This window comes from Phenylobacterium sp. (assembly GCF_025934275.1).
Taxonomy (GTDB): domain Bacteria; phylum Pseudomonadota; class Alphaproteobacteria; order Caulobacterales; family Caulobacteraceae; genus Phenylobacterium.
This window is the reverse complement of record NZ_JAICYI010000021.1, coordinates 18,762-31,279: the sequence shown is the minus strand read 5'-3', so window position 1 is coordinate 31,279 and position 12,518 is coordinate 18,762. Positions and strand designations below refer to the sequence as shown.

Genomic DNA, 12,518 nt, shown 5'->3' with positions numbered 1-12,518 from the left:
CTACTTCGCGGGTCCCGCGCCCGGCGCGGCCGAAGCCGGTTGCTGCGCTGCCGGCGGCGCGGGCCTGCGCCGCGGCATCAGCTTCGAGGCGGCCTCCAGCTCGGCCTTCTCCAGCGCGCCGTCGTGGTTCGTGTCGATCAGCGCGAAGTATTTCTTCAGCGCCTGCGCCGGGCTCTTGGGGCCGCCCTTCAGCTCCGCCAGCTCGAGCTTGCCGTCCATGTTGTCGTCCAGCACGCCGATCATCAGGTTGCCCTGCAGCATCTTCTCGTACTCGGGCGTCTGGTGCGCCACCGTCTCGTCCACCCAGCGGTAATGCAGGTAGGTGGCCATCATCTCCTCGGTGGTCTGCTCGCCCCAGTAGACCAGCTTCTTCGGGTCCGGATTGCGCGGGTTCCGCTGGGAGTTGTCGTAGGTCCAGCGGGCGACGATCTTCGACCCGGCCGGCACCTTGAGAGGCTCCCTGAGGAAGTACTCGTACTGCCAGTTGAAGTCGTAGCGCGGCAGCGCCAGCAGCATCTGCTCCTTGCCGTTCGGATAGATGATCGACACCTGGGTCGAGTTGCCGCGAACGTGCGCATGCGGCGTGATGCCGTAGAGGATCGCGTCCTTCGGGAATTCGATGTAGCTGGTTTCCTTGTGGAATTCCTCGCCGGGCGGGATCTCGATCGAAAAGTCGAAGATGCCGAAGGTCCTCAGCACGTACTTCGGTTCGTGGCCCTTGGGATAGAAGTAGATCCCCATCTGGGTCTTCTCTTCGGTCTCGCGGCCGTAGGGCGTGTAGTGGTTCTGGAAGGCGACGCCGCCGGAGGCCGGCACCCACACCCCGGTGTCCTTCGGCTCGATGTTCGAGCCGCGTCCCGGGCCGTAGCCGCCGAGCGATGCGCCCCACTGCGACTCTGCGGCCGTGTCGCCCTTGAAGTTCTCTGAGACCACGCCGGTCAGGATGTGGTGCACGACGGCCCGGTCGGAGATGCGGAACGTCGTGGCCTTCATCCAGCGGCCTTCCGGCATGGCGTTGGCGACGACCGGATGCTGGTAATCCATCACCCCCGTCGCGGGTATCTTCACCGGCGGCACGTTCAGCACCACGTCCGGCTTGCCGAGCGGCCACTCCGCGGCGTGGAACTGGACCTTCGCCAGCGGGTCCTCGCCGGCGCCGCGCGGCGCGCCCGCGTCGATCCAGTGCACCAGCGTCTTCATCTGCTGCGGCGTCAGCCGGTCGTCGTCCTGGAACGATCCGACGGTTTCGTCCGCCAGGTAGGGCGGCATCCGGTGCGTGCGGATCACCTCGCGGATCATCGGCGCGAAGCCCTTGATCTGGGCGTAGTTGTTGAGCGCCATCGGCCCGATGCCGCCCGGCTGGTGGCAGGTGGCGCACTTGGCCTGGATGATCGGCGCGATGGTCTTGGCGTAGGAGATCCTGGCGAATTCCGCCTCGTGCGCCCGCTCGGGGAAGGCGATCCGCCCGCCCCGCGACGGCGGCCCGGCGAGGGCGACCCTCTCGCCCGCCTTGAGCGCCTCGATCGCCTTCTGCGCCAGCGGTTCGCCGTTCGGCCCTGCGAGCGCGCCGCGGTAGGCGACCGTCCAGGTGCGCGGATCGACGACGATCACCTCGGCCGCGCGGTCAAGGCCGAGCGCCTCGCCGGTCAGCTGCTCGTAGTCGAAGAGGATCGGCATATCGAGGCCGGCCGCCTTGGCGTCCGCCGCCACCTGGGCGCGCTTGTCGCCGAGGTGGCTGTCGATCGCCAGCACGTCGACGCCGGGGCCCTTCAGCGCCGACAGCGCCTTGCCGTCGGCATGGATCTGGGCGTCCGCCGGCGCATACGCCACCAGCACGACCGCCATGTCGTCGGCCATCCGGTAGAGCTCGCGGCCGAGCAGGTTCTGGTCGGCGAGCAGGAAGTTGTCCACCTGCCGGCCGACGCCGCTCTGCGCCCCTTCCGCCCACGCCGGACGGTCCGCTTGAAGGCCGAGGAACGCCGCCGCCATCGCCGCCGCGCTCGCCGCCGTCAGCGCCTGCCGCTTCGAAATCGCCATCGCTATTGCCCCTCGTCCGCCGTGATCTCACGACGCAGGCATTCTACCGGATTCCTTTACGTCAACGTCAACCCGTTCGCATGCCTGTGTTCTGCGAGGCCGCGAACGCCAATGCGAAGCTCCGTCCGACCGTACCGCGAGCGGGGCCGCGCCCTCCGGGCTGCATCGCGCGGCGCGCCGCGCGGGCGATGGGGTGGCGCCCCAGCGCGAGCGCGATCACGGGCGCGCCGAGCAGGCTCGGCAGGAGCCAATAGGCGAGATGCGGCAGGTCCCGCCACACCGGCAGGTTCGGGCCGTTGTCGACGTAGAAGGCCGTCAGCATGGCGATGTAGGAAACGCCCATGCCGAGGATGTGCGGCGCGGGCCAGCCTGGCCGGAGCCTGCGGCGCGCGATCCGTCCGACCAGGGCCGCCGCGAAGGCGATCAGCGCCAGGAGGAACAGCCGCCAATCCTCCCGCCATCGCACGGCTGCGAGCCCGCTGGCCGTCACGAACAGCCCGGCGAGCGACCAGAAATAGACCGTGCCGGCGCGCGGATGCCGTCCCGGCCGCTTGGCGCTCAGCATGGCGAGCGCGCCCGCCGCGACCGCAACGACGCCGAACGCCACATGCATGCCGACGACCGCAAGGAACAGGGGCGAGCTCGAAGGAACGGGAATGCCTGCGATGACGACCGTGGTCACCAACCTTTTCTGGGCCGTCGCCCTCGTTTCTTCTACTCTCGAAACATGGAAACGAACACCGCTGTCGCCGCCCTCTCGGCGCTTGCCCACGAAGGCCGGCTCGAGATTTTCCGCCTCTTGGTCAAGGCCGGCGATCCGGGCCTGGCCGCGGGCGAGATCGCCCGCGCCACCGGGACATTGCCGAACACGCTCTCGTCTAACCTCGCCATCCTGGCCGGCGCGGGCCTGGCGACCTCCCGGCGCGAGGGCCGCTCGATCATCTACCGGGCCGCCTACGAGCGGATGCGAGACCTCCTGGCCTTCCTCGTGGAGGACTGCTGCCAAGGGGCGCCGGCCATCTGCGCGTCGATCGCGGCCATCGCCTCGCCGCAGCGCGCGGCCGAAGGGCGGCGCTGCTGATGGACGACGACGTCCTGCTTCGCCGGTCCCCGCTCCGCCCTGGTCCCGCAGGCCAGGCGCCACACGACGCCAGCCTCGAGCCGCCGCGCGAGCCCTTCGGCATGAGCCGCCGGCTCGCGGCGGAGGCGCTCGGGACGGGCCTGCTGCTGGCCATCGTCATCGGCTCCGGGGTCATGGGCGAGCGGCTGGCGGGCGGCAATGCGGCGCTCGCCCTGCTCGGCAACACCCTGGCGACCGGCGCGGGCCTCGTCGTCCTGATCACCATCTTCGGACCGGTCTCGGGCGCGCATTTCAATCCGGCGGTGAGCCTGGTCTTCGCGCTGCGTCGCGAGCTGTCGGCAGGTGATGCGGCCGCCTATGTCGCGGTGCAGCTCGCCGGCGGGATCGCGGGCGTGCTCCTAGCGCACGCCATGTTCGACCTGCCGATCCTGCAGGTCTCGGCGAAGCTTCGCGAAGGTCCGGCCCAAGCCTTCTCCGAAGCCGTGGCGACGTTCGGCCTGATCGCGACGATCCTCGGAAGCTTGCGCTTCCGTCCGCAGTTCACGCCCGCCGCCGTCGGCCTCTACATCACCGCCGCCTACTGGTTCACCGCCTCGACCTCCTTCGCCAATCCGGCGGTGACGGTCGCGCGCAGCCTCTCGAACACCTTCGCCGGCATCGCGCCCCGTTCGGCGCCGGCCTTCATCGCCGCCCAGCTCGCCGGAGCGGTTGTCGCCATGCTGCTGTTCGGTTGGCTGCTGTCCGGCGCCAAGCCCAGGAAAGGGAAGCCCCATGTCGTCTGATGCGCCAGCCGCGCCCGTGGCCCCGCCGGCCGAACTCACGACGCCCGATGTCTGGCGCGGCCCCGACCTCGCCGGCTCCGCCGCGTGGCGCTACGCGCTCTCGCCCGCCGAGGTGGACGAGCTGCTCCGCGCCCGCGAGGCCCCCGCGGGCAAGGACATGTCCGCCTGGACGCGCGCCGACTTTCCGCTGCCGACGCTTGGGCCGAAAATCGAAGGCTGGCTCGACGAGCTCGACCGCGGCCGCGGCTTCGTCCTGATCCGCGGGTTTCCCGTGGAGGCGCACGACGAGCGGACCTGCACCGAGATCTATTGGGGCGTCGGCCTGCACATGGGTCGCGCCGTCCCGCAGAACACCGATGGCGACCTCGTCGGCCACATCCGCGACGTCGGGGCCGATCCCAACGCCTATGGCGTTCGGCTCTACAAGACCCGCGCCGAGCAGGACTTCCACACCGACGGCGCCGACATCATCGGTCTCTTCTGCCTGCACGCGGCGAAGAGCGGCGGGGTGAGCCGCATCGTCTCCTCGCCCGCGATCTTCAACCGCATGGTCGCCGAGCGGCCGGACCTTGTCCCGGTGCTGTTCCAATCGTTCCCGTTCGACACCCAGGGTCAGCAGAAGCCCGGCGCGAAGCCGTGGTTCGACCTGCCGCTCTGCCGGATGAGCGAGGGGCGGATGCGGATGTTCTTCATCCCCTGGTACATCCGCGAGAGCCAGCAGCACCCCGAATGCCCGAGGCTCGCGCCGGCCCAGCTCGAAGCCGTGGAGTTCATCGAGCGCACGGCGAACGATCCGGGCCTCTACCTCGATATGGACTTCCAGCCCGGCGACATGCAGTTCCTGAAGAACGCCGCGATCCTGCACAAGCGTACGGCTTACGAGGACTGGCCGGAGCCCGAGCGCAAGTGCCACCTCCTGAGGCTGTGGCTGGTGCAGGAAAGCTTCTCGGCGGGCGAGGAGATGCTGCGGAAGGGCATTCGCCAGGAGGCCTAGGCGGCCCGCCTGTTCGGTGTCCGAAAACCGCGACTCTGGCGCTATATATGTCCGAAAGCCGCCAGACGCGGCGCGCGGGCAGGAGCATTTGACCGGTCATGGACATGGACTTCGAAGCCTGCCGCCAGGCCTTCATCACCCGCGACGCCCGCTTCGACGGCCGCATCTTCTGCGGCGTCAAGACGACGGGCATCTACTGCCGCCCGGTCTGCCCGGCGCGGCCGCCGAAGGCCGAGAACATGACCTTCTACCCCAGCGCGGCGGCGGCTCAGGAGGCCGGCTACCGGCCCTGCCTGCGCTGCCGGCCGGAATCCTCGCCCGACCTCGGCGCCTGGCGCGGCACCTCCAACACCGTCTCGCGCGCGCTCGCCCTGATCGAGGCGGGCGCGCTCGACGACGGCGACGTGGACGGCCTCGCCGGCCGACTCGGCGTCGGCGAGCGCCAGCTCCGTCGCCTGTTCCGCCAGCATCTCGGGGCAGCCCCGATCGCCGTCGCGCAGACCCGGCGCGTGCTGCTTGCCAAGCAGCTCATCCAGGAGACGCGGCTGCCGATGGCCGAGGTCGCGCTCGCGGCCGGCTTCGGCAGCGTGCGGCGCTTCAACGAGACCTTCCAGCAGCTGTTTGGCCGCCCGCCGGGGAAGCTGCGCCGCCTGGCCGGCGAAACTCCGGCCGAAAGCACGGGCGTCACCGTCAGGCTGCCCTATCGCGCGCCCTACGACTGGGATGCGGTCGTGGGCTTCCTGACCGCGCGTGCGATCCCCGGCGTCGAGACCGTCTCGCCCCGCCGCTACGCCCGCACGCTCAACGTCGACGGTGCAACCGGCGTCGTCGTCGTGACCCGGGGCGGCGGCGATTTCCTCGTGGCCGAGATCCGCTTCCCGAAGCTGAAGGCCCTGCCGGCCGTCATCGCGCGCATCCGCCGCGTCTTCGACCTGACGGCCGATCCCGCGCTGATCGAGGCGCACCTGTCGCAAGACCCCGCGCTCGCCCCGCTGATCGCGGCGCGGCCGGGCCTGCGCGCGCCGGGCGCCTGGGACGGCTTCGAGATGGCCGTGCGCGCCATCCTCGGCCAGCAGATCACCGTCACCGCCGCCCGCGGCCTCGCGGCCAAGCTCGTCGAGACCTATGGCGAGCCGATCGAGGATCCGTTCGCGGCCAAGCTCGGCCTCTCCCGCGTCTTTCCGACGCCGGACCGGCTCATGGGCCAGGACATCGCCGCCCTCGGCATGCCCCGCGCCCGCGGCGCGGCGCTCGAGGCGCTCGCCCGAACCGTGGCCGCCGATCCGGCGATCTTCACGCCGCGCGCCGACCTGGAGAGCGCGATCGCCGTGCTTTCGGCCCTGCCGGGCGTCGGCGAATGGACCGCGCAGTACATCGCGCTTCGCGAGCTCCGCGAGCCCGACGCCTTCCCGCACGCCGACATCGGCCTGCTGCGGGCCATGGCCGCTCCTGACGGCAGCCGCCCGACGCCCGAAGCTCTCCTCGCGCGCAGCCAGGGCTGGCGGCCGTGGCGGGCCTATGCCGCGCAGCACCTCTGGGCCGCCGACGCCGCCCAGCCCGATCAGAAGAGGACCAAGACCGATGACCGCCGCGCCGCCTGAGATCCTCACCCTGGATCGCATCGCAACGCCGATCGGGGAGGCGCTCGTCGTCACCGACGAGGCGGGGACCTTGCGCGCCTTCAACTGGCGCGACTACGAGGCCGCCATGTCGGCCTGGCTCGGCCGCCATTATCCGAAGGCCGAGCGCCGGGAAGGGCAGGGGCCGGCCGCCGTCCGCGCCGCCGTGGCCCGCTATTTCGAGGGCGATCCGCAAGCGCTGGAGGGCCTCGCCTGGCTGGCGTCCGGCACCCCTTTCCAGCTGAGGGTCTGGACGGCGCTCTGCACCATTCCGGCGGGCCAGACCCTGAGCTACGCCGGTCTCGCCGAGCGTATCGGGCGGCCCACCGCCATGCGCGCGGTCGGCCTGGCCAACGGCGCAAATCCGATCAGCGTGGTCGTGCCCTGTCACCGGGTGATCGGCGCCGATGGCTCGCTCACCGGCTACGGCGGCGGGCTGCCGCGCAAGACCTGGCTGCTCACCCACGAGGGCGCGCATTTCAAGGCCCGCCTCGCCGCCTGAGCTTACCGCCCGTTTCCGAGACAGACGCGAAACGAAGCGGCCGCCAGATCGCCCCACGGCGATGGTAGCTCCCACGTCTCTCGCAAGCGCAAGGGCGCGTCTGCACGATGGTAGCCGATGCCGTCGCCGACTTCGTGACCATCCATCCGCTGTTCAGCATGGCGCCGGTGGCCGCGCTCTGCGGCCTCGCCTGGCTCGTGATCCGCCGCCGCGGCTAGCTTCGTTCTTTCAGGATGTCAGGAGGGATAGGGCGCCGCGACGCTCCTCGGCTTCCAGCTCGGCCATGGCGCGCACCAGCTCGAGCACCTTGCGGCGCAGCCCGGCGCGCCGGATCTTCGGGAACACGCTGGCCAGTTCCATTCCCTCCGGCGTCAGCAGGAAATCCTGGGTGTTGGAGCCGAGGAAACCCTGGGCGGCGCCCGTCGCGTCGTCCTCCAGCCCCTCATAGAAGAACCCGACCGTCGTCTGCAGGGCGCGGGCGATCTCGTACAGCTTGGAGGCCGAGACCCGGTTCGTGCCGCGCTCGTATTTCTGCACCTGCTGGAAGGTCAGCCCCAGGGCTTCGGCCAGCTTCTCCTGGCTGACGCCAAGCGCCTTGCGGCGCATGCGGATGTGCAGGCCCACGTGGCGGTCCACTGGATGCGGACCTGCGGCGGCCTGCGGCGCGGCAATGTCGTGGTCAATGGTCCCGGTCATGTGGCGCGCGGCTCCCAGCGAGTTGGCTCGGTCTCCTGCGCGCCTGGCGGGGGCCCTGCGTGCGGATGCCGAACACCGATCTCGAAGGGATAAAGCCAAGCCGCGACGCGATTGAAGGCGAAGCTTACTCAATTTGGGGTTTAGGCCCGCCAGTGCGGCGGTCGGACGCACCCGCTCGCGAAATTATCAAAAGAGGCGGCCCTGACCGTGGGAACCGGACCGTCCGGACCGGGTTTCGGCCAGGAACCGGGATGAGTCCCATGACCGCTCTTGTCCACGCCGCCCAGTACCTTCGCTACGCCCGCGAATCGGTGGCGCGATCCCGCGGCCCCGTCCGCGGGGAGGACCGCGGCGAATCGCTTCGTATGGCGATGACCTGGCTACGGCTGAGCGAAGCCGCCCTCGATCAGGCCAGCCTCGATGCGGACGCCCCGCGGGCGCGGGCGCGACACGCCGGCCGGTCCGCCCGCCTCCCCCGGGCGGGAGTCTAGCCTCGCGAGCTCAGCGCTGGCGCTGCGCGGCGCGCTCGCCGTCGATGTCCTGCCGCAGGATGTTGAGGTCCTCGCTGATCTTGAAGACGGTGACGTAGAACTCGCAGAACGAGCGCCACAGCAGCACCAGGATCGCGGTCACCAGCAGGCCGCCGACCAGCACCGGGATCGCCAGCAGCACGCCCCAGGGCAGCGGATCGCGGATCGCGACGCCCACGGCCGCGCCAAGGCTGCCGAACGCAACCAGCAGGATCACCCCCAGGCCCGACCAATAGACCAGGTGGATGACCGCATTGGTCATCAGGCGCTCGAACGTGAGCAGGTCCCACAGAAGGGACCACCCCGAGCCCTCCGGTCGCGTCAAAGCTCTGCGCATTCCACTCCCAAGGTCTGCGGGCCCTCGGGCCCTCGCCGCACCGCTACCAGCCGCGAGCCCGCCCCGCAACGGCGCAGAGCCGGCGCTTCCGGCCCCATCAGATGACCCCCACGGTCTTCAGCCGCGCCCGCGGATGCACCTCGTTCTGGCTCATCACGGGCGTCTGGCCGCGGAAGCGTTCGATGATCGAGCGCACGTAGGGCCGGATCGCGGGGCTGGTCAGCAGCACCGGCGTCTCCCCGGAGAGGGCCGCCCGCTCGAAGGTCTCGCGCACGCCGCGGATGAAGTCCTGCAGACGCGAGGGGGCGAGCGCCAGCTGCTTCTCCTCGCCGTCGCCGACCAGCGCCTCGCCGAAGGCGGCTTCCCAGTCCGGGCCGAGGGTGACGATCGGCAGCGCGCCGTCCTCGCCGCGGTAGGCGAAGCAGAGCTGGCGCGAGAGCCGTGCGCGGACCTGCTCGACCAGAGTCTGGATCGAATGCGTGTGCGGCGCCGCCTCGCCGATCCCCTCCAGGATCGCCGGCAGGTCGCGGATCGACACGCGCTCCCGCAGCAGCGCCTGCAGCACGCGCTGCACGGTGGTCACCGAGACCACGCTCGGGATCAGATCCTCCACCAGCTTCTTCTGCTCGGCCGGCAGCTCCCTCAGCAGCTTCTGCACCTCGGCGTAGGAGAGCAGGTCCGGCATGTTCTCCTTGAGGATCTCGGTCAGGTGGGTGGTCAGCACCGTGGCCGGGTCGACGATGGTGTAGCCGCGGAAGGTCGCTTCCTCGCGCAGGCTCTCGTCGATCCAGGTGGCCGGCAGACCGAACGCCGGCTCGCGGATGTGCTCGCCGGGCAGCTCGACCTGTCCGCCGCGCGGATCCATGGTCATGAGGTGGCCCAGCCGCACCTCCCCGGCGCCCGCCTCCATCTCCTTGATGCGGATGCAATAGCCCTGCGAGGTCAGGCGCATGTTGTCGAGGATGCGCACCGAGGGCATCACGAAACCGAAGTCGGCGGCCAGCGTGCGGCGCAGCGCCCGGATCTGGTCGGTCAGCCGCCGGCCTTCGAGGTCGTTGATCAGGCCGAGCAGCCCATAGCCCAGCTCGATCTTGATCTCGTCGATGGCCAGCGTCTGGGCGATGGGCTCCTCCTGCGCCTCCGCCGCCGGCTGGATCTCGATCGCTGGCTCCGCGACCTTGTGCGAGCGGCGCCACGCCAGTACGCCCGCGCCCATCGAGATCACCCCGAACGGCAGGATCGGCATGCCCGGGACCAAGGCCATGACGCCGGCCGCCGCCGAGACCACGCCCAGGCTCACCGGGTTCATGGCGAGCTGGGCGACGAGAGCCTTGTCGGCCGAACCCTCCACGCCCGACTTCGAGACCAGTAGGCCGGCGGCGATGGAGATGATCAGCGCCGGGATCTGCGAGACCAGGCCGTCGCCGATGGTCATGATCGTGTAGGTGGAGAACGCCTGGCTGATCGGCACCTTGTGCTGCACGACGCCGATCAGGATGCCGCCGATCACATTGATGGCGACGATCACCAGGCCCGCGACGGCGTCGCCGCGCACGAACTTCGAGGCGCCGTCCATCGCGCCGAAGAAGGTGGATTCCAGCTCCAGGTCCTTGCGCCGGCGCTTGGCGTCCTCCTGGTCGATCAGGCCCGACGACAGGTCGGCGTCGATGGCCATCTGCTTGCCCGGCATGGAATCCAGGGTGAACCGGGCCGCCACCTCGGCGATCCGCCCCGAGCCCTTGGTGATGACCACGAAGTTCACCACCACGAGGATCGCGAAGACGATGATCCCGATCACGAAGTTGCCGCTCATCATCAGCGCGCCGAAGGCCGCGATGATGTGGCCTGCGCCATGCACGCCCTCGTGCCCATGGCCAAGGATCAGCCGGGTCGAGGCGATGTTCAGGCCCAGCCGATAGAGCGTGGTGAACAGCAGCACCGAGGGGAAGGCGGTGAACTCCAGCGGCCGCTTGATCAGGAGCGAGGTCATCAGGATCAGCACCGCGCTGGTGATCGAGACCGCTAGCAGGACGTCCAGCATGAACGCCGGGATCGGCAGGATCAGCAGGACGACGATGCCGACGACGCCCAGCGCGAGCGCGACTTCGCCACGCGCCACCCAGCCCCACACCTCACGCGGCGTGGGGCGTTCGGCGAGGATCGCGGAGAGGCCGGCGTCAGCCATGGGTCGGGATCAACCTAGGCCGCGTTCGCGCCCTGCTGGGGCGGCGGGACGGCGACCCCGGTGTCGGCATACTCCTTCAGCTTGTTCCGGAGGGTGCGGATCGAGATGCCGAGGATGTTGGCCGCGTGCGTGCGGTTGCCGAGGCAGTGGCTGAGCGTATCCAGGATCAGCTGCTGCTCCATCTCGGCGACCGTCTGTCCGACGTAGCCCCGCGTCGCGGTCTCGGCGGCGATCGAGGCGGCCTGGGCGGTGCGCGCATAGGCGTCGACCGCCGCCAGCGGCTGGCCGTCCGGCAGCCGGATCGCCGCCTCGTCGATCTCGGGCCCGGATGACAGCAGCACCGCGCGATGCATCGCGTTCTCCAGCTCCCGCACGTTGCCCGGCCAGCGGTGCGCGGCCAGCCGGCGGCGCGCTTCGGGCGAGAGCGGCCGCTCGGGAACGCCGTTGGCGGCGGCGTACTTGCGGATGAAGAACTCGGCCATCGGCGCGACGTCGCCCGGCCGCTCGCGCAGCGGCGGCAGCCGCAGGTTCACGACGTTCAGCCGGTAGAGCAGATCCTCGCGGAACGCGCCCTCACGCGCCGCCTGGGCGAGGTCGCGATTGGAGGTGGCGAGGATGCGGATGTCGACTTTCACCGGCTTGGCGCCGCCGACCCGGTCGATTTCGCGCTCCTGCAGGGCGCGCAGCAGCTTGGCTTGCAGGCGCCCGTCCATCTCGGAGATCTCGTCCAGCAGCAGCGTCCCGCCGTTCGCCTCCTCGAACTTGCCGATCCGCCGCGCCACCGCGCCGGTGAACGCGCCCCGCTCGTGGCCGAACAGCTCGCTCTCCAGCAGGTTCTCGGGGATCGCGGCGCAGTTGACCGAGATGAACGGCCTGGCCGCGCGGCGCGACTTCTGGTGCACGTAGCGGGCGACCACCTCCTTGCCGACCCCGCTCTCGCCGGTGATCAGGATCGAGGCGTCGGAAGCCGCCACCTGGTCGGCCAGAGCCATCACCGACTGCATGGCCGGGTCGCGGACCACCATCGGTCGGTTGTCGTCGGAGACGGCGGCCAGCACGGCGGCGATCAGCTCGGCCTCCGGCGGCAGCGGGATGAACTCCTTGGCGCCTGCCCGGATCGCGTCAGCCGCGCGCCGCGGATCGGCGCCGACCCCGCAGGCCACCACCGGCACCCGGATCCGCTCGGCCTCGTTCGCCGCGATCAGGGCGGCGATGTCGAGCTGGTAGTCGATCATCAAGAGATCGGCGCCCTGACCCGCGCGCAGCGCGTGGGTGGCCGCATGGATGGTCTCGACGTGGCTCACCTTGGCGCCCGCCGCCATGGCCATCTTCACGGCCGAGGCGAGCTGTCCGTTCAGTGATCCGATGACCAGAAGCCGCATCGGAGGTCTCCTTTGCTGTCGCCGGCGCGCCTCAGGCCGCCGCGTCGCCGTCCTTGATGATTTCCGTCATGGTCACGCCCAGCCGCTCGTCGACGATGACGACCTCGCCGCGCGCCACCAGGCGGTTGTTCACATAGATGTCGATGGCCTCGCCGACCTTGCGGTCGAGCTCCAGCACCGAGCCTTGCGAAAGCTGCAGCAACTGGGCGACCGAGACGCTGGCGCGCCCGAGCACCGCCGAGATGCTGACCGGGACGTCGAACACCGGCGCGAGGTCGCCGGCGGTCTTCTCCTCCGCGATCGAGTCGGGCAGGGCGCCCTCGCCGGGGGCGAACTCGTCGAGCTTCATGTCGCTCTCGGGGGCGTCTTGGCC

The 12,518-nt window shown here is 70.3% G+C and carries 13 protein-coding genes; 6 read left to right on the top strand and 7 right to left on the bottom strand.

Features of this window, described 5'->3' with window-relative positions; translation table 11 throughout:
* Positions 1 to 2,037 (bottom strand): hypothetical protein, encoded by a 2,037-nt coding sequence (locus tag Q0W60_RS07455; RefSeq protein ID WP_297694124.1) that lies wholly within the window; start codon positions 2,035 to 2,037, stop codon positions 1 to 3.
* A 67-nt stretch (positions 2,038 to 2,104) separates the two neighbouring features.
* On the bottom strand, positions 2,105 to 2,719 hold the full coding sequence (locus Q0W60_RS07450; RefSeq protein WP_297694122.1) for a hypothetical protein: 615 nt from the start codon (positions 2,717 to 2,719) through the stop codon (positions 2,105 to 2,107).
* Positions 2,720 to 2,764: 45 nt separating this feature from the next.
* On the opposite strand from Q0W60_RS07450, the gene Q0W60_RS07445 reads away from it, so the two are divergent.
* The 6 genes from Q0W60_RS07445 (at position 2,765) to Q0W60_RS07420 (ending at position 7,233) form a co-directional block, all read left to right on the top strand.
* On the top strand, positions 2,765 to 3,118 hold the full coding sequence (locus tag Q0W60_RS07445) for a metalloregulator ArsR/SmtB family transcription factor (protein WP_297694120.1): 354 nt from the start codon (positions 2,765 to 2,767) through the stop codon (positions 3,116 to 3,118).
* 101 nt (positions 3,119 to 3,219) lie between these two features.
* On the top strand, positions 3,220 to 3,900 hold the full coding sequence (locus Q0W60_RS07440) for an MIP/aquaporin family protein (RefSeq protein WP_297694161.1): 681 nt from the start codon (positions 3,220 to 3,222) through the stop codon (positions 3,898 to 3,900).
* Positions 3,890 to 4,894: a TauD/TfdA family dioxygenase gene (locus Q0W60_RS07435; RefSeq protein ID WP_297694118.1), complete on the top strand. Its 1,005-nt coding sequence runs from the start codon at positions 3,890 to 3,892 to the stop codon at positions 4,892 to 4,894. Before Q0W60_RS07440 ends, Q0W60_RS07435 begins: the two co-directional genes overlap by 11 nt.
* A gap of 98 nt (positions 4,895 to 4,992) precedes the next feature.
* Positions 4,993 to 6,495, top strand: a complete 1,503-nt coding sequence (locus Q0W60_RS07430; protein WP_297694116.1) for an AlkA N-terminal domain-containing protein — start codon at positions 4,993 to 4,995, stop codon at positions 6,493 to 6,495.
* Positions 6,476 to 7,015: a methylated-DNA--[protein]-cysteine S-methyltransferase gene (locus tag Q0W60_RS07425; RefSeq protein WP_297694114.1), complete on the top strand. Its 540-nt coding sequence runs from the start codon at positions 6,476 to 6,478 to the stop codon at positions 7,013 to 7,015. The genes Q0W60_RS07430 and Q0W60_RS07425 overlap by 20 nt, the downstream gene beginning before the upstream one ends.
* Positions 7,016 to 7,122: 107 nt before the next feature.
* Positions 7,123 to 7,233 carry an MYXO-CTERM sorting domain-containing protein gene (locus tag Q0W60_RS07420; protein WP_297694112.1) on the top strand — a complete coding sequence of 37 codons (111 nt, stop codon included), beginning with the start codon at positions 7,123 to 7,125 and terminating at the stop codon, positions 7,231 to 7,233.
* Between the two features lie 10 nt (positions 7,234 to 7,243).
* On the opposite strand, the gene Q0W60_RS07415 is transcribed toward Q0W60_RS07420, so the two are convergent.
* The 5 genes from Q0W60_RS07415 to fliN form a co-directional block, all read right to left on the bottom strand.
* Positions 7,244 to 7,711 (bottom strand): helix-turn-helix domain-containing protein, encoded by a 468-nt coding sequence (locus Q0W60_RS07415; RefSeq protein ID WP_297694110.1) that lies wholly within the window; start codon positions 7,709 to 7,711, stop codon positions 7,244 to 7,246.
* 501 nt (positions 7,712 to 8,212) lie between these two features.
* Complete coding sequence (locus Q0W60_RS07410; RefSeq protein ID WP_297694108.1) at positions 8,213 to 8,578, bottom strand: DUF4282 domain-containing protein; 366 nt, start codon at positions 8,576 to 8,578, stop codon at positions 8,213 to 8,215.
* 97 nt (positions 8,579 to 8,675) lie between these two features.
* Entirely contained in the window at positions 8,676 to 10,763 is a 2,088-nt protein-coding gene (gene flhA / locus Q0W60_RS07405) for a flagellar biosynthesis protein FlhA (RefSeq protein ID WP_297694106.1), read from the bottom strand.
* 14 nt (positions 10,764 to 10,777) lie between these two features.
* On the bottom strand, positions 10,778 to 12,145 hold the full coding sequence (locus Q0W60_RS07400; RefSeq protein ID WP_297694104.1) for a sigma-54 dependent transcriptional regulator: 1,368 nt from the start codon (positions 12,143 to 12,145) through the stop codon (positions 10,778 to 10,780).
* Positions 12,146 to 12,176: 31 nt separating this feature from the next.
* Positions 12,177 to 12,494: a flagellar motor switch protein FliN gene (gene fliN / locus Q0W60_RS07395; protein ID WP_297694159.1), complete on the bottom strand. Its 318-nt coding sequence runs from the start codon at positions 12,492 to 12,494 to the stop codon at positions 12,177 to 12,179.
* Positions 12,495 to 12,518: the final 24 nt, after the last annotated feature.